Annotated in this window: 21 protein-coding genes, 1 rRNA gene and 1 pseudogene; 20 read left to right on the forward strand and 3 right to left on the reverse strand. The window is 42.3% G+C overall.

The features are described 5' to 3' along the window. The first annotated feature begins 97 nt into the window (after nt 1-97). The 14 genes from AYJ08_RS22230 to rpsI all read left to right on the forward strand — a co-directional run bounded on the left by AYJ08_RS22230 (nt 98) and on the right by rpsI (nt 8,818). Nucleotides 98-742 carry an adenylate kinase gene (locus AYJ08_RS22230; RefSeq protein ID WP_064019510.1) on the forward strand — a complete coding sequence of 215 codons (645 nt, stop codon included), beginning with the start codon at nt 98-100 and terminating at the stop codon, nt 740-742. Between the two features lie 6 nt (nt 743-748). After that, nucleotides 749-1,495 (forward strand): type I methionyl aminopeptidase, encoded by a 747-nt coding sequence (map, locus tag AYJ08_RS22235; protein ID WP_031413219.1) that lies wholly within the window; start codon nt 749-751, stop codon nt 1,493-1,495. A 136-nt stretch (nt 1,496-1,631) separates the two neighbouring features. Continuing rightward, nucleotides 1,632-1,850, forward strand: a complete 219-nt coding sequence (infA, locus tag AYJ08_RS22240) for a translation initiation factor IF-1 (RefSeq protein WP_003333772.1) — start codon at nt 1,632-1,634, stop codon at nt 1,848-1,850. 31 nt (nt 1,851-1,881) lie between these two features. Further along, complete coding sequence (rpmJ, locus tag AYJ08_RS22245; RefSeq protein ID WP_003333770.1) at nt 1,882-1,995, forward strand: 50S ribosomal protein L36; 114 nt, start codon at nt 1,882-1,884, stop codon at nt 1,993-1,995. Nucleotides 1,996-2,018: 23 nt separating this feature from the next. Then, the gene (gene rpsM / locus AYJ08_RS22250; protein WP_018673882.1) at nt 2,019-2,387 is read left to right on the forward strand and encodes a 30S ribosomal protein S13; all 369 of its coding nucleotides are present in this window, start codon (nt 2,019-2,021) and stop codon (nt 2,385-2,387) included. A gap of 16 nt (nt 2,388-2,403) precedes the next feature. Further along, on the forward strand, nt 2,404-2,802 hold the full coding sequence (gene rpsK, locus AYJ08_RS22255) for a 30S ribosomal protein S11 (RefSeq protein ID WP_018673881.1): 399 nt from the start codon (nt 2,404-2,406) through the stop codon (nt 2,800-2,802). 158 nt (nt 2,803-2,960) lie between these two features. After that, nucleotides 2,961-3,905 (forward strand): DNA-directed RNA polymerase subunit alpha, encoded by a 945-nt coding sequence (locus AYJ08_RS22260; protein ID WP_003333761.1) that lies wholly within the window; start codon nt 2,961-2,963, stop codon nt 3,903-3,905. Nucleotides 3,906-4,031: 126 nt separating this feature from the next. Beyond that, on the forward strand, nt 4,032-4,394 hold the full coding sequence (gene rplQ / locus AYJ08_RS22265) for a 50S ribosomal protein L17 (protein WP_003333760.1): 363 nt from the start codon (nt 4,032-4,034) through the stop codon (nt 4,392-4,394). Nucleotides 4,395-4,545: 151 nt separating this feature from the next. Next, nucleotides 4,546-5,382: an energy-coupling factor transporter ATPase gene (locus AYJ08_RS22270; RefSeq protein WP_031413222.1), complete on the forward strand. Its 837-nt coding sequence runs from the start codon at nt 4,546-4,548 to the stop codon at nt 5,380-5,382. Beyond that, nucleotides 5,358-6,236, forward strand: coding sequence for an energy-coupling factor transporter ATPase (locus tag AYJ08_RS22275; protein WP_064019502.1), 879 nt, complete (start codon nt 5,358-5,360; stop codon nt 6,234-6,236). Before AYJ08_RS22270 ends, AYJ08_RS22275 begins: the two co-directional genes overlap by 25 nt. Continuing rightward, nucleotides 6,233-7,036, forward strand: a complete 804-nt coding sequence (locus tag AYJ08_RS22280; protein ID WP_082891055.1) for an energy-coupling factor transporter transmembrane component T family protein — start codon at nt 6,233-6,235, stop codon at nt 7,034-7,036. The genes AYJ08_RS22275 and AYJ08_RS22280 overlap by 4 nt, the downstream gene beginning before the upstream one ends. Then, complete coding sequence (truA, locus tag AYJ08_RS22285; protein WP_064019503.1) at nt 7,033-7,773, forward strand: tRNA pseudouridine(38-40) synthase TruA; 741 nt, start codon at nt 7,033-7,035, stop codon at nt 7,771-7,773. Before AYJ08_RS22280 ends, truA begins: the two co-directional genes overlap by 4 nt. Nucleotides 7,774-7,967: 194 nt before the next feature. Next, entirely contained in the window at nt 7,968-8,405 is a 438-nt protein-coding gene (gene rplM / locus AYJ08_RS22290) for a 50S ribosomal protein L13 (RefSeq protein WP_031413226.1), read from the forward strand. Between the two features lie 20 nt (nt 8,406-8,425). After that, the gene (rpsI, locus tag AYJ08_RS22295; protein ID WP_031413227.1) at nt 8,426-8,818 is read left to right on the forward strand and encodes a 30S ribosomal protein S9; all 393 of its coding nucleotides are present in this window, start codon (nt 8,426-8,428) and stop codon (nt 8,816-8,818) included. A gap of 139 nt (nt 8,819-8,957) precedes the next feature. Here rpsI and AYJ08_RS22300 read toward each other — a convergent pair. After that, nucleotides 8,958-9,412 (reverse strand): annotated as a pseudogene (locus AYJ08_RS22300) (SRPBCC family protein). A gap of 224 nt (nt 9,413-9,636) precedes the next feature. Here AYJ08_RS22300 and cwlD point away from each other — a divergent pair. Together cwlD and AYJ08_RS22310 are read left to right on the forward strand one after the other, a co-directional pair. Further along, nucleotides 9,637-10,359: an N-acetylmuramoyl-L-alanine amidase CwlD gene (gene cwlD / locus AYJ08_RS22305; protein ID WP_064019504.1), complete on the forward strand. Its 723-nt coding sequence runs from the start codon at nt 9,637-9,639 to the stop codon at nt 10,357-10,359. A gap of 153 nt (nt 10,360-10,512) precedes the next feature. After that, nucleotides 10,513-11,616, forward strand: a complete 1,104-nt coding sequence (locus AYJ08_RS22310; RefSeq protein WP_064019505.1) for a P-loop NTPase — start codon at nt 10,513-10,515, stop codon at nt 11,614-11,616. An 83-nt stretch (nt 11,617-11,699) separates the two neighbouring features. Here AYJ08_RS22310 and gerD read toward each other — a convergent pair whose 3' ends face one another. Continuing rightward, complete coding sequence (gene gerD / locus AYJ08_RS22315; RefSeq protein WP_064019506.1) at nt 11,700-12,323, reverse strand: spore germination lipoprotein GerD; 624 nt, start codon at nt 12,321-12,323, stop codon at nt 11,700-11,702. A gap of 129 nt (nt 12,324-12,452) precedes the next feature. Between gerD and AYJ08_RS22320 the strand changes: the two genes are divergently transcribed. Beyond that, on the forward strand, nt 12,453-13,076 hold the full coding sequence (locus tag AYJ08_RS22320) for a KinB-signaling pathway activation protein (protein ID WP_064019507.1): 624 nt from the start codon (nt 12,453-12,455) through the stop codon (nt 13,074-13,076). Nucleotides 13,077-13,176: 100 nt separating this feature from the next. Here AYJ08_RS22320 and pdaB read toward each other — a convergent pair whose 3' ends face one another. Then, nucleotides 13,177-13,950 carry a polysaccharide deacetylase family sporulation protein PdaB gene (pdaB, locus tag AYJ08_RS22325; RefSeq protein ID WP_064019508.1) on the reverse strand — a complete coding sequence of 258 codons (774 nt, stop codon included), beginning with the start codon at nt 13,948-13,950 and terminating at the stop codon, nt 13,177-13,179. Nucleotides 13,951-14,087: 137 nt separating this feature from the next. Between pdaB and AYJ08_RS22330 the strand changes: the two genes are divergently transcribed. The 3 genes from AYJ08_RS22330 to AYJ08_RS24185 all read left to right on the forward strand — a co-directional run. Further along, entirely contained in the window at nt 14,088-14,708 is a 621-nt protein-coding gene (locus tag AYJ08_RS22330) for a stage II sporulation protein M (protein WP_064019509.1), read from the forward strand. Between the two features lie 221 nt (nt 14,709-14,929). Beyond that, on the forward strand, nt 14,930-15,160 hold the full coding sequence (locus AYJ08_RS22335; protein ID WP_003333745.1) for a hypothetical protein: 231 nt from the start codon (nt 14,930-14,932) through the stop codon (nt 15,158-15,160). Nucleotides 15,161-15,491: 331 nt separating this feature from the next. Then, nucleotides 15,492-15,704: ribosomal RNA gene (locus AYJ08_RS24185) — 16S ribosomal RNA — on the forward strand; the annotation flags it as partial.

A 15,704-nucleotide genomic window follows, 5' to 3' on the forward strand; every position in this document is an offset into this window, starting at 1 on the left:
ATCACCTCTGAACCTCCTAATGGGAGAGGATCTGGTGCAGAAAGCATTCTTTAAGGATTTCCTTATAGGGTCTTTCGTAAGTGGACGGGGGATTGACATGAATATAATTTTGATGGGTCTTCCTGGAGCCGGTAAAGGCACACAGGCAGAGCGTATCGTAGAAACCTTTAACTTCCCGCACATCTCTACCGGAGATATGTTCCGGGCTGCTATTAAGAACCAGACTCCATTAGGCTTGGAAGCAAAGTCCTACATGGATAAAGGTAACTTGGTACCAGATGAGATTACGATCGGCATTGTGCGGGAACGTTTAAGTAAAGATGATTGTGCAAAAGGATTTCTTCTCGATGGTTTTCCGCGCACAGTTCCACAAGCTGAAGCATTAAGCTCCATGCTAAAAGAACTGGGACGTGAACTTGACCACGTGATTAACATCGAGGTTCGCCGCGAGTTGTTAATTGAACGTCTTACTGGTCGCTGGATCTGCCCAACTTGCGCTGCGAGCTACCACACAGTGTTTAACCCACCTCAAGTGGATGGAATCTGTGATAAAGATGGCAGCAAGCTATTCCAACGAGATGATGACAAAGCAGAAGTAGTAACACAACGTTTAGATGTTAATATTTCTCAAGCTAATCTTTTAGTTGATTACTACTCCAAAGAGGGTATCTTGCGTACAATCAATGGGGAACAGGATATCGACAAGGTGTTTGAAAATATTGCCACGTTATTGCGAGGGTAAGCGATAATGATTAATATAAAGTCTAAAGCTGAACTTGAGATAATGAGGGAAGCTGGCCGAATTGTCGCTTTAACTCATCAACAACTGGCAAACTTCATAAAGCCGGGTGTTACTACAAAGGAACTTGATGAGCTGGCCGAAACTTTTATTCGCAGTCATAATGCGATTCCGTCGTTTAAGGGCTACGGTGGGTTTACAGGCAGTATCTGTGCCTCAGTCAATGAGGAACTCGTACATGGAATTCCAGGAAAACGGACATTGCAAGAAGGGGATATCATCAGCATAGATATTGGTGCTAAGTTCCAAGGTTATCATGGTGACTCAGCCTGGACCTATGCTGTTGGTAACATCTCTGTGGATGATCAGCGTCTGATGCAAGTCACGGAAGAGTCCTTATATAAAGGTCTAGCGAAAGCAATTCCTGATGGACGCCTTTCTGATATCTCTCATGAGATTCAACTACATGCGGAAGCTGCTGGTTATTCAATCGTCCGCGAGTACGTGGGACATGGAATCGGTCAAAGTTTGCATGAAGATCCACAAATTCCTAATTATGGTTCTCCTAACAGAGGGCCAAGATTAAAGCCAGGAATGGTTTTAGCAATCGAGCCGATGGTGAATGCTGGCGAACGTTATGTCCGCACATTGGAGGACAATTGGACGGTCGTAACAGTGGATGGGAAAAAGTGTGCGCACTATGAACACACCATCGCGATTACGGAAGATGGCTATGAGATCTTGACTAGACCCTAAACGAAGGTGAACTGGAAGATTGTCGTTCAACGTGTTGACGATAAGTTTGTTCAAGTAGCCGAGAAGTTTCTCGAGGCATTATGATGATGCCAAACTCATGGTCTGACTGTATAAACAGTTGAAAGGAGACTAGCCAATGGCCAAAGACGACGTAATTGAAGTAGAAGGTACCGTCATCGAACCATTGCCAAATGCAATGTTCCGTGTTGAGCTGGAAAATGGACATAAAGTATTGGCACATGTATCAGGAAAAATTCGAATGCACTTCATTCGTATTCTTCCTGGAGACAAGGTAACTGTCGAACTATCGCCTTACGACTTAACTCGCGGGCGTATTACGTACCGTTACAAATAATTTTAACCCCTAGAAAAGGGAGGCAAGAACCATGAAAGTAAGACCGTCGGTAAAACCGATTTGCGAAAAGTGCAAAGTTATCCGTCGCAAAGGTAACGTTATGGTTATTTGTGAAAATCCAAAACATAAGCAAAAACAAGGATAAAATCAAGGAGGTGCTTTAGAAGAATGGCACGTATTGCAGGCGTCGACTTGCCTCGTGAAAAACGAGTGGAAATCGCACTTACCTATATCTTCGGTATCGGTCGCTCTACTTCCCAACGCATTCTTGCGGAAGCTGGCGTAGATGCTAATGCTCGTGTTCGTGATTTGACTGAAGATGAAGTTAACAAACTTCGTGAATTCATCGACAAGAACATCAAAGTTGAGGGGGACCTTCGTCGTGAAATCTCTCTTAACATTAAACGCTTGATGGAAATTGGTTGCTTCCGTGGTATCCGCCATCGTCGTGGTTTACCAGTTCGTGGTCAACGTTCTAAAACAAATGCTCGTACACGTAAAGGTCCTCGTCGTACAGTAGCGAACAAGAAGAAGTAAAGGAGGGTAAATTAACATGGCTAAAAGAAAACAAGTTGCGACTCGTACACGTCGTCGCGATCGTAAAAATGTTGAAGTTGGCGTAGCACATATCCGTTCTACATTCAACAACACTATCGTTACGATCACAGACCCTCATGGCAACGCAATCTCTTGGTCCAGTGCTGGTGCCCTCGGCTTCAGAGGTTCCCGTAAGAGCACTCCATTCGCAGCGCAAATGGCTGCTGAAACTGCAGCAAAAACTGCAATGGATCATGGAATGCGTTCTTTGGAAGTACTAGTTAAAGGTCCTGGTGCTGGTCGTGAGGCTGCTATCCGTTCATTGCAAGCTGCTGGTTTGGAAGTTAACATGATTAAAGATGTTACCCCAATCCCACACAACGGCTGCCGTCCACCAAAACGTCGCCGCGTGTAGTCGGGTTTATAAAGCTCAGAACTTGTCCATAATAGAATGGTAGATTCTGCTTTTTTGGCTTGACATGCATGCAAACGGTAAACCGCCGAAAGAAATTCCTGAGTGGGTCCCTAGGCCCACCCTTGAATTTCGACGTTTTGAAGGAGGGTTTGTTAAGAATGATAGAAATAGAAAAACCTAGAATTGAGGTTGTGGAGTTAGACGACGACAACTTGTACGGCAAATTCGTCGTTGAGCCCCTTGAGCGTGGTTACGGTACAACCCTTGGCAATTCACTTAGACGGATTCTACTGTCTTCTTTGCCAGGCGCGGCGGTTACTTCTGTTCAAATTGACGGTGTACTACACGAATTCTCGACTGTCGAGGGAGTAGTGGAGGACGTAACTGAAATCATCCTCAACATCAAGGGTCTTGCGCTTAAGATCCATTCTGATGAAGAAAAAATTCTTGAGATTGATGCTGAAGGCGAAGGCGTTGTGAAAGCAGGAGATATTCGTGCTGATAGTGATGTGGAGATTTTAAACCCTGATCTGCATATCGCAACGTTAGCAAATGGCGGTCGTCTGCATATTCGCATGACAGCAGGGCGCGGTCGTGGGTATGTTCAAGCAGATGGCAATAAATCTGAGGATCAACCAATTGGTGTTATTCCAATTGACTCCATTTACACTCCAATCAAACGTGTTAACTATCAGGTTGAGAATACCCGCGTAGGGCAAATGACTAACTATGATAAATTAACATTGGAAGTTTGGACAAATGGAAGCATCCGCCCTGAGGAAGCTGTTAGCCTTGGAGCCAAAATCATGACGGAGCATCTTAACTTGTTTGTTGGTTTGACTGACGAAGCGAAAGATGCTGAAATCATGGTCGAAAAAGAAGAAGATAAGAAAGAAAAAGTCTTAGAGATGACTATCGAAGAGCTTGATCTTTCTGTTCGTTCTTACAACTGCTTGAAACGCGCTGGTATCAACACGGTTCAAGAGTTAACTCAGAAGTCTGAAGAAGATATGATGAAAGTTCGTAACTTGGGACGTAAATCTTTAGAAGAAGTTCAAGAAAAACTTCAAGAGCTTGGTCTAGGACTACGTAACGACGACTAAGAGCTTTTAGCATAGTTATCTATACAGATGTTACTATCCACTCCTTGTCTTGGGAGAGGGTCAAATCTGGTGTGAAATGCTGATGCATATTAAGTCACAACATACCAGAAAGAAGGAGGTTAGAACATGGCATACCGTAAACTTGGACGTCGTTCTGCGGCTCGTAAAGCTCTGTTCCGCGATTTGGTAACAGATCTTATCATCAACGAGCGCATCGAAACGACTGAAATGAAAGCGAAAGAACTACGTTCTATCGCTGATAAAATGGTCACTCTTGCAAAACGCGGTGATCTTCATGCACGTCGTCAAGTAGCTGCTTTCGTTCGTAACGAAGTTGCTACTGAGGAAGGCAAAACAGCTGTTCAAAAACTTTTCGATGATATCGCACCACGTTTCGCTGAGCGTAATGGTGGATACACTCGTATCCTTAAAGTTGGTCCTCGCCGTGGCGATGCTGCACCAATGGCTTATATCGAATTAGTTGAATAGTAACTGGTTGCTAGAGAAAGGGTGAGGACAGGGTCTGGTTTTGCCGGGTTCTGATTCAACCCTTTTTTCTTTTATCCAGATATAGTTCCAAAAACATCTTGTAATTTGGCCTGTGACGAGGGATGTGAGGACTTTGAAAGAACAATCTAACATGATTCAAGCTAGTGGGCTTACCTTTCAATATCACTCGGAGCTAGCAGAAGCATCCCCCGTGGTAAAAGGTATAGACTTTTCTATTCAGGAAGGTTCTTTTGTTTCAATCATTGGACATAACGGCTCTGGCAAATCGACGTTAGCAAAGCTTATGAACGCTTTGTTGGTACCGACTGCAGGGGTACTGACGGTCACAGGATTTTCTACTGACGATGAGGAACGATTATGGGACATCAGACAGCAGGTAGGTATGGTGTTTCAGAATCCAGATAATCAAATCGTCGGTACGATCGTCGAGGATGACGTAGCCTTTGGGCTTGAGAACCTCGGTATTGAAGCAACTGAGATGCGTAAGCGTATTGACGAATCCTTAGAATCGGTTAAGATGACAGCCTACCTGAAAAGCCAGCCTCAACGGCTGTCTGGTGGGCAGAAGCAGCGTGTTGCGATTGCTGGAATTCTGGCAATGCGCCCGTCCATTATTATTTTGGATGAAGCCACTGCTATGCTTGACCCACAAGGAAGGAAAGAAGTTATTCAATTGGTTCACCGGTTGAACCGAGAAGAAGGGCTCACAATCGTTAACATTACGCATTTTCCAGAAGAGACATTAGAGTCTGATCGTATTATTGTGATGGATCAGGGGAAGATTTATGCGGATGGTACTCCTGTTGAAGTGTATGCTGACGTAGAGGGTCTGAAGGCTATTGGTCTGGATGTTCCCTTTGCAGGAAGGCTTCGTCACACTTTAAGGCAACAAGGTATAAAACTTCAGACTGTACTGGATCAAGAGGAGTTGGTTGACGAATTATGCAAATATCTTTTGAAAATGTGACCTATTTGTATGGAAAAGGGACTCCGTTTGAAAAAGAGGCACTTTCGCACATCTCCTTTACTATCCCATCGGGTTCGTTTGTAGGTATTATTGGTCAAACCGGCTCCGGAAAATCGACTTTGATACAGCATCTGAACGGTTTAATTAAGCCGACAGAGGGTACTGTGCGGGTCGGCGAGATGGTTGTTACACCGACAACGAAAAAAACGCGTAATTTACGCCGCCAGGTGGGGCTCGTGTTCCAATATCCGGAACATCAACTTTTTGAAGAAACTGTACTTAAAGATGTAATGTACGGTCCACTAAATTATGAATTACCCGAACAAATGGCTTATCAAAGGGCAAAAGAAGCGCTTGAAATTGTGGGACTTTCCTTCGATGAGGTTAAAGATCGCTCTCCTTTCCATTTAAGTGGGGGACAGATGCGCCGTGTTGCAATTGCAGGGGTATTGGCAATGCAACCAAAAGTACTTGTTCTAGATGAACCGACCGCAGGACTCGATCCTGCTGGGAGGAAAGCCATCTTAGAAGGGATTTATCAGATTCATCGAGAGCAAAAGCTCACTACTTTACTGGTTACCCACAGTATGGAGGAAGCTGCTCGGTATGCTGATTATCTTCTGGTATTGGCTAAAGGAAGGATTGCGATGGAGGGTACACCTGCAGACATTTTTAAAGAGCAAGCTGCTTTGCAAGAATTAGCTTTAGATGTACCTGAAACAGTCTCTTTTCTTCATCGATTAAATGAAAAGCTTCCACACAATAAGCGATTGCCGCTCTCTTTATACAAAGAAGAGGATTTATCCTCCTATCTGCTTGATTTACTCAAGCAAGGCAAGGAGGATGTTCAATGAGCATGCTACAAAATTTTGCTATCGGCCAATATATACCCGGTGCTTCCTTTGTACACCGCCTGGATCCGAGAAGTAAATTTTTATTTATTATCGTATTTGCTATGGTTGTTTTTATGGCGAACAAGGCGGAAATCTACGGATTCTTAGTAGCTATTCTCTTGCTATGCTTGTTTATGTCGAAATTATCGCTTTCCTATATTCTTCGTGGTTTAAAACCAGTCTGGTTCCTGCTATTGCTAACCGTCATTTTGCAAATCTTGCTTACGAAAGGTGGGCAGGTGTATGTAAGATGGGGGTGGTTCAGCATAGAAGAGGAGGGTGTGCGTCAGGCTCTGTTTGTGTCGATGCGATTAGGGCTATTGGTTGTAATCAGTTCATTGCTGACTTTAACCACTTCACCTATTGATCTGACGGATGGGGTAGAACGAACGTTTGGCCCTTTAAAAAAATGGGGTCTTCCTGTTCATGAAATGGCGCTCATGCTTTCCATTGCGATTCGATTTATCCCGACGCTATTGGAAGAGACAGACAAGATTATGAAAGCACAGATGGCTAGAGGTGCTAATTTTGATAGTGGAACACTGTTGAGCCGGGCTAAAGCCATGGTTGCCATTGTGATTCCGCTGTTTATTAGTGCATTTCGTCGAGCTGAGGATTTAGCATTAGCAATGGAGGCAAGAGGATATCGTGGGGATATTGGACGTACAAAATTACGTCAATTGCAATTCAGTTATCGAGACGGCATCCTGTTGTTATTTATGCTGGTTCTTGTGGCAGTTGTAGGATGGTGGAGAACATGAAACGATTAAAAGGTATTGTTGCCTATGATGGAACTGATTATAGTGGATTTCAAGTTCAGCCTGAACAAGTAACCATTCAAGGGGAGATTGAGGCAGCCATTATGCGCATTACTGGCGAGACGATTCAAATTCACGGGTCTGGTCGTACAGATGCAGGTGTTCATGCCAAGGGTCAAACCTTTCACTTTGATACCAAATCAACCATTCCCATAGAAAAATGGTGTTGGATTCTTAATAATCAGCTACCTGACTCGATTGTCATTCAAACAATAGAGGAGGTAGAGCCATCCTTTCATGCTCGATTTGACGTCAGAGAGAAGGAATACCGATATTGTATCAACAATACTCAGGTGCCAGACATCTTTCGCCACCGCTATGCTTGGCATGTTCGCTATCCGCTAGATGTGGAAGCGATGAGACAAGCTGCCACCCATTTGATAGGAACGCATGACTTTACTTCTTTTTGCTCTGCAAGGACGCATGTGGAGAATAAGGTGCGTACCATTTATGACGTGAAAATTGAACAAGAAGGAACACTTCTTTGGATTATTTGTCGCGGCAACGGGTTTTTATATAACATGGTAAGAATCATTGCGGGAACTTTGCTTAATGTTGGAGAAGGAAAGCTAAGTCCAGATCATATTCCTAGTATTCTTGCAGGGTGCGATCGGGAATTGGCAGGACAGACAGCACCTCCCCATGGTCTTACAATGTGGGAAGTATTTTACAAGGAATAGTCCATTCGTTTTCCTTGACTCTCGCATGATCTATATAGTATGATAACTAATGGTATTTTCATACCCGCTAGCCCCACTCTAGCCCCGGGATTGAAAATTGACTTAGTACGAAATAGGATACACAAGGTAAAGTTGTTCACCGTTGCAGCTTTGGCCTTTAACATTGAACGGCAAGATATCTAGGAGGGACAAACATGCGTACCACATATATGGCGAAAACGCAAGAAGTTGAGCGTAAATGGTACATCGTTGACGCTGAAGGCCAAACTCTTGGTCGTCTTGCGAGCGAAGTAGCATCTATCCTACGCGGTAAACTAAAGCCTGAATTTACACCACACGTTGACACTGGTGATTTCGTAATCGTTCTTAATGCTGACAAAATCAAGCTTACTGGTAAAAAACTTACTGATAAAATGTACTATAGACACTCCATGCACCCAGGCGGTTTGAAAGCAACTCCTGCTGGTGAAATGTTGAACAAACGCCCAGATCGTATGTTCGAATTGGCTGTTAAAGGTATGCTTCCTAAAAACAGCTTGGGACGTCAAATGTTCTCAAAACTTAAAGTATATGCAGGTACTGAGCATCCACATGCTGCTCAAAAACCAGAAGCATGGCAAATTCGCGGCTAATAAAAGGGAGGAAATGACTCGTGGCACAAGTTCAATACTACGGTACAGGTCGTCGTAAACACTCCGTAGCACGCGTTCGCTTGGTACCAGGCGAAGGTCGCATTTCGATCAACAAGCGTGATATGGATAACTATTTTGGTTTGGAAACTTTAAAGCTGATCGTAAAACAACCACTAGTTCTTACTGAAACTCTAGGTCACTATGATGTTTTAGTAAACGTTGGTGGCGGAGGTACAACTGGTCAAGCAGGAGCTATCCGTCATGGTGTTGCTCGTGCGTTGCTAAAAGCAGATCCAGAACTTCGCGGTGCTTTGAAACGCGCTGGATTCTTGACTCGTGACCCTCGTATGAAAGAACGTAAAAAATACGGTCTTAAAGCTGCTCGTCGCGCGCCTCAGTTCTCTAAACGTTAATTTTACTGTTATCATAAGGATGCAAGCCTCAAATCATTTATTGATTTGGGGCTTGTTTTCTTTTGATCAAGTAGTGTCATGTCATGACCATAATTTGACCATACTCATTTTATTTATTCCTTGAAGAAATTCTTTGTCATTAGCTACGTGGTGCTGTCATTCTGTTGTTAAGCTGCTCAAGCACAAGTGGCCACGCTTGTTCATGTCGGTCTCTGGACTCTTGATCTGGGAATCCTGCATGGGTAAGACGGAGCAGTGTAGCATTGCTATGTGACTCAAGCTCAACCGTTACAACTGTTTCAGCCCCCTTTGTTCCTTTACCCCCAGTGACCCAGGTTAATTCAACCAGCCGGTCCTGCTCAAGTCTAAGAAATCTTCCGTAATGAGGATGACGTTCCTCTTCAAATTGTGTCTCAAAAAAGAAGGGCGTGTTTACCTCCCTTTCATCAATACTGACCCAGGAGCTGCAAACCAACGATCAAAGTGCTTCGTCCACGCTTGAAATAAAACATCTGGTGATAAATCCATTAGACGCTCCACCTTCAGACTATACGGTCGTTTTGAAAGATCAGGTATGGCAATAGGCTTTGGCATTCGTAAGCATTCCTTCCGGTAAGTTAAGTTGCACATTTGTAAAAGATTGATCTTTTTATCATCTCCATCTCACGCCATGCTATGAGCAGCCCTACACATTAGAGCGATTACGGTTTACATCAATCCTTATACTTTCCCGTCTGACTTTTATAGACAACCCCGTCATAATTGTCCATTTTAATCCATATGATGAAGAAGAGAATTGGGACAAAGGGGCGGTCGAAGTGACTAAAAAAGTAGTAGGGTGGGTGCTTGCCTGCTTTCTGCTGGTCATCATATTTACGTACAAGTTACCCGCACATTCTTCTTGGTCCACCTGGACATTGCCATTGGCAGGGACAGTAATAGCAATTGATGCGGGCCATGGTGGCTTGGATGGTGGTGCAGTAAGTAAGGATGGAAAAGTGGTTGAAAAAGATGTGGCATTGCCTATCAGTCTATATTTACGTGATTTTTTGCAGGAGTCAGGAGCTTATGTAATCATGACGCGTGAAGATGATAGGGATTTGTCATCAGAGGGTGCTAGTAAGCTGAGAAAACGAAAGTCGGAGGATATTCGCAATCGAGTGAAATTTATTAACGACAATGCTCCTGATTTTTTAGTCAGCATTCACTTAAACAGTATTCCGCAGGAGAAGTGGAGAGGTGCTCAAACCTTTTACTTCCCTGGTTTTCAAGAAAGTAAGACCATGGCCTTTCTCATTCAGGATGAGATTAAACGTGTGTTAGAAAATACCAATAGAAGTCCCAAGCAGACAGATGATATTTTTTTAATTCGGGAAGTAAAGACACCATCCGTGCTTGTAGAAGTAGGCTTTTTATCCAATCCTGAAGAAGCAAGGAAATTGGAGTCAGCAGATTATCAAAAAGCAATGGCAAACGCGATTTATCAGGGAATCTTGCGTCATTATGCAGGAGAAAAGAGCACAGCTACAAGCGCACCGTAGTTTGGGTGTGCTTGTTTAGTCTGTAACTATGCTATAATGAGGGCAAAAATTAGGAAACAGCAAGGGAACACCATGTGATTTACTAAACTAGGCAACGGGTATATGCGTACCCCTAAGCCTGTTTCCCAACTAGAAAATCGAGGTGGATTCAACATGCTAACGAAAGAGAAAATTCTCGAAGCATTACGTGACGTTAAAGATCCTGAGATAAATCGAAGTTTAGTAGAGCTTAATATGATTCGCAATATAGTGATTGAAGAACGGCATGTTTCTCTGGAAGTAGTGCTTACCATATCTGGCTGTCCATTAAAGGTAAAAATTCAAGATGACGTGGTGCAAGCGATTCGTGCATTGGGTGCAGAGCAGGTCGATGTTCGCTTTGGAGCCATGACAGAAGAGGAAAGGGCTGCGCTCAGCCAACAATTGCGTGGAGGGCAGACTACAGCTTCTCAGGGCCAAGGACAGGGTCAGGGTCAGACAAATGTTTTGCATCCTATACTTGCTGAAAATTCAAAGACAACATTTATTGCTATTACCTCTGGCAAAGGTGGAGTTGGTAAATCTACAGTTACGGTTAACTTAGCGGTCGCACTAGCACGTTTAGGCAAAAAAGTAGGAATTATTGATGCTGACATCTATGGATTTAGTGTTCCAGATATGATGAACATTGAGCAACGTCCTACCGTTATTGGACAGACCATTTTGCCAGTAGAGAAGTTTGGCGTAAAAGTAATGTCGATGGGCTTCTTTGTTGAAGATAACTCCCCTATCATTTGGCGCGGTCCTATGCTTGGCAAGATGCTTCGCAATTTCTTCAGTGAGGTACACTGGGGGGAAGACCTTGACTATCTATTGCTTGATTTACCCCCAGGAACAGGTGACGTAGCACTTGATATCCATACCATGATCCCGCAGAGCAAAGAAATTATTGTGACCACGCCTCATCCTACAGCAGCATTCGTAGCAGCAAGAGCGGGAGCTATGGCAATGAAAACGGGTCATAAAATTTTGGGGGTTGTGGAGAATATGGCCTGGTATGAAGCTAAGGATGGTTCCAAAGAGTATGTCTTTGGACGGGGAGGCGGTTCTAAGCTAGCGGAAACACTATCTTGTGCCCTGATCGCTCAAATCCCGCTTGGTCAACCAGAGATTCATCCGCAGGAGCCTGAATACTCTCCATCCATTTATAAAGCCGAAAACGCTATTGGACAAATTTATATGCAGCTTGCTCAAGATGTCGATCGACTATGTAAATAATAAAAACCAAAAGCATCGAACATTTAATAAAACGTATGCCCCGATAAAAAAGAAAAAGGTGAGAATAAGCTCACCTCTTTCTTTTATTCTCCACCCGATGATTTCTTCTTCTCTTTCTTCTTGCCTTTTGTTCCTTCGTTTAGACTCTGAGGATTCATCATATCCTCTTGGGCCTTCATCATGATTTTAAGCATCTCTGCTTGAAACATGGGGCTTTCTAAGCTATCCTTCATGATTTGCATCGTTTGCTTGCGATAGGCGGAGGTTTTCATCAAATCAAGTAAGCTTTTTTCATAATCAGGGTCCTTGAGAATACTAAGCATCATTTGCTGATACTCAGGGTCTTTCATAAGCTCTTTAAGCAGCTTTTTATTCTCATCCTTCATGGACTTAGCTAAGGTACTGGTGAACTTGGGATCTTTAAATGCTTTCTTGATGTGTGGATTGTCTGGTTTTGCTATACTTTGGATAAGCGTAGTACGCACAGTCTCGGGATTCATGATGAGATTTTTTTGGAAGCTTTCGTCTTTCATCATAGTTTCCATGGTTTTTTTGGCTTCATCCGTTTGCAAAATATCAAGAACCATCGTTTTGGTGGATTTGTAATCAGGCTGGGATTGGTTTTGTGACGTTGTTCCACAGCTTGATAAGAGAAGACCACATGCAATCACAGGGATCAGGGCAACAAAGACATGCTTGTTTAACATTAGCAGGGAACACCCTCCTTTTACAGTCCTCAGCTATTTATAAAATGTGCAGTTTTTTGTTTTCTTACGCTAGAATTTTCTTGCATGCATTGGTAAAATCATTAGGAGCCAATGAAGGAGGGACCAGCCTTGAGTTTGCGTAATTATGGATGGTTATTCGGTACAACACTCTTACTGGGTGGTATCGGCGGAATGCTTATGGGGTTAGTTACCCAGGAAAATATATACCATGGTTCTATTGCTAATTTTTTTATGGGATTATTGATGAATTTGTTGTTAGGCTTAACGACTAGCATTGTAGCTCAAATGGGTTTCTTTGCGTATATGATGTTTAATTATCTTGTATTAAATTCAATGAAGAGCAAGGCTTTGCGAAAGAATATCCAAATTTTCTTTATATTATTTGCTTTTTTTGACATGGTTTATTTACGGTATATTGCTTTTGGACAAGGAGGCTCGGTGCTTCCATACTTTGTTGAACCTGCCTTGCTGCTGGGAATAGCGCTAATAACGGCATATGCGAAAGTAAAGATGACAAATCCAACGGCATGGGTACCTACAGTATTCTTTATTTTTGTGGTGACGGCGATTGAGTGGCTGCCTGCTTTAAAGCAAGACGATTTCAAGGCTATTGCCGTAATGGTGGTACCTTTGCTGTTCTGTAATGTTTGGCAAATTTTACAGCTGCATCGCTTAACTACGCGTACGGAGCAAACGAAAAAGACGAAAACAAAAACGTCAAAATCTTTTTAATCTAGGCAAGGTTTACATATCTTAATTAATGACAAACAAAAGGCTACTCCATCTGTGTGGGAGTAGCTTTTTGTTTAGGACATAGGCTTTGCCTTACGAATTATTTAATTTCCTCGCTTTTGATTTTTGATCCTGAAATTAATTCAGATACGGTCACGAATTCATATCCTTGAGACCGTAATTTGTCGATAATAACCGGTAAGGCAAGATGAGTTTGTTTGCAGGAATCGCTTGCATGCATCAAGATAATATCACCGGGATGGGCTTTTGAGACAACATTTTGGATGATTCGATCCGTGCCGGGATTCATCCAGTCAAGGGAATCCGTATCCCATTGAATAACCATATAGCCCATGTCATTTGCTACGCGAAGCACACGTTTATCAAAATCACCATTTGGCATACGGATTAAATTAGGCTTTTTCCCTGTTAGTTCAGTGAGAATGGTATCAGCTTTGCCGATTTGGGTCCGCATTTGTTCTTCTGAATAACGGCTATAATTATCGTGACGGTGACCATGCGAGCCAATTTCGTAACCGCCGTCAACAATTTTCTTTACCATTTCAGGATGCTTTTGACTCCAAGGAGAAGAGAGGAAAAAGGTTACCTTGTCGAGCTTCTTCTCTTTTAAAATATCCAGAATGGGCTGTGTCCGCGTTTCTCCCCAGCTAATGTCAAATGTCAGAGCAACCTTTTTTTCCTTTGTATCCACCTTATAAATGGCTTGTGGGCCTTTATTTTTATCGACGGAGGCGGAGAAAACTTGCAGGCTGTCACGTTCGGCATAAGCGATGCCTGCCCCAAGAATTAAGGCCATACAAATAATAAAAAACTGTTTTAACTTCTTAGAACTGATTACGAACATATACTTCATAATGATAAGCTACCTCCTTTTAGCAGTTTGTCCCCCTACATTTTATGCAATTTGGAAAAGGTTATTCTTTCGCATCTATGTGTATAAAAAGGTAAAATGAATGAGATGGATAGTTAAGTAAGATTGGAGTGGGTATAGTGAGGGGTTTTATTAGTGACATTTGGAGAGGAACAAGCAAATATTTTGGAATTGCTCTCTTTATTCTGCTTGCAGGTGTAATTGTCGGAATGCTTAATTCGGCAAGTTTAAGTACGATTTTGAACAAAATGCTTGAACAGGTCCAAGAGGTTTCTAAAGAGCTCCAGTTGGAAAATAATATTTTTGCAACCATAAGAGTTATTTTTATGAATAACCTAATGGCAGCGATCATGATGCTGGGAATGGGGACGTTTTTTGCTATTTTTCCTATTTGGGGTTTATTTATGAATGGTGCTGTACTTGGGTATATATTAACAATGCCCAATCCAAAAGGGCTCAGCACATGGGAAATGCTTGTATATGGCATTCTACCACACGGTGTTATTGAGATTGTTGCTATCCTTTTTGCAGCAGGATTGGGGATTCGCTTTGGTGTATTATCATTTCGTTCAATTGGGGCGCTTTTTGCACCACAAAAAAGGGATCGAGTAAAACGAGACTGGGGAGATAGTCTGCGCATTCTTTGGAAAACCTTTATTTTGATTGTTGTCATGTTATTTGTAGCAGCGGTTATCGAGTCAGTAATAACACCTCAACTCCTGAATCCTCTTGTCAAATAATTGCTTGCAATGTAAAGCCGCTCAAAATAGCGGTTTTTTTATTGCGTTTTTCACTGTCATTGCCTGTATGTAGATTGAATTTTCGTAACGGGGGATTAAAAACTTCCCATATAAAGCGTTTTGTTTTTAATTGTATTAAAAAAGTAATAGAAAAAATAAGAATAGGGAATGAGCCTACAGGAAATGATATACGTAGACTTATTTCCGGGAGATGATCATAGTTGTTAGGATTATTGCTTACTACAAAAGAATGTCAGGAAGTCGAATATCTGCTGAAACGTGAATTAGAGGAAATGTTACTAGATTTCGGGGATAAGCGAATTGATCATTTAGTTAAAAGGGCAATGGAAGAAAGATATGCAACATTATTTAGGATGTACGCTCGCTTTGCATCACCTAGAGAGCTTTCCAAATACGTGAGAAAAAAAAGTATAAAGGAAGAATCTCTGTAAAACTAAAAATGTCTTAAAAACCTTATAACAAAAGGAATCTGCTCTATCATTATTCGTTTGAGTTACAAAGTAAAAGTAGATTTCAAAAAAAAATACATAAAAACTATTGACTTTATATATTGATTCATGATAGATTATTTCTTGTCCGAGAGACACAAACGAAAAACGAAAACAAGATTTGAAAAAACTTGTTGACTTAATTAAATACTTATGATAGTATTTAAAAGGTCGGTTTTAGGACAAGAAATAATTGCACTTTGAAAACTGAACAGTAAAATGTTTGATAGAAACACTAGCCAAGCAAGTTTTGAAGCTTTGATCAAGAACTACTTTAATGGAGAGTTTGATCCTGGCTCAGGACGAACGCTGGCGGCGTGCCTAATACATGCAAGTCGAGCGAGGGCCTTCGGACCCTAGCGGCGGACGGGTGAGTAACACGTAGGCAAAGTGCCTGCAAGACTGGGAGAACATAGCGAAACTTATGCAAATACCGGCTAGGGTTTTGCTTCGCATGAAGCGAAACGGAAAGATGGCGCAAGCTATA

This window comes from Brevibacillus sp. SKDU10, from assembly GCF_001645205.1.
GTDB classification, from domain to species: Bacteria; Bacillota; Bacilli; order Brevibacillales; family Brevibacillaceae; genus Brevibacillus_B; species Brevibacillus_B halotolerans.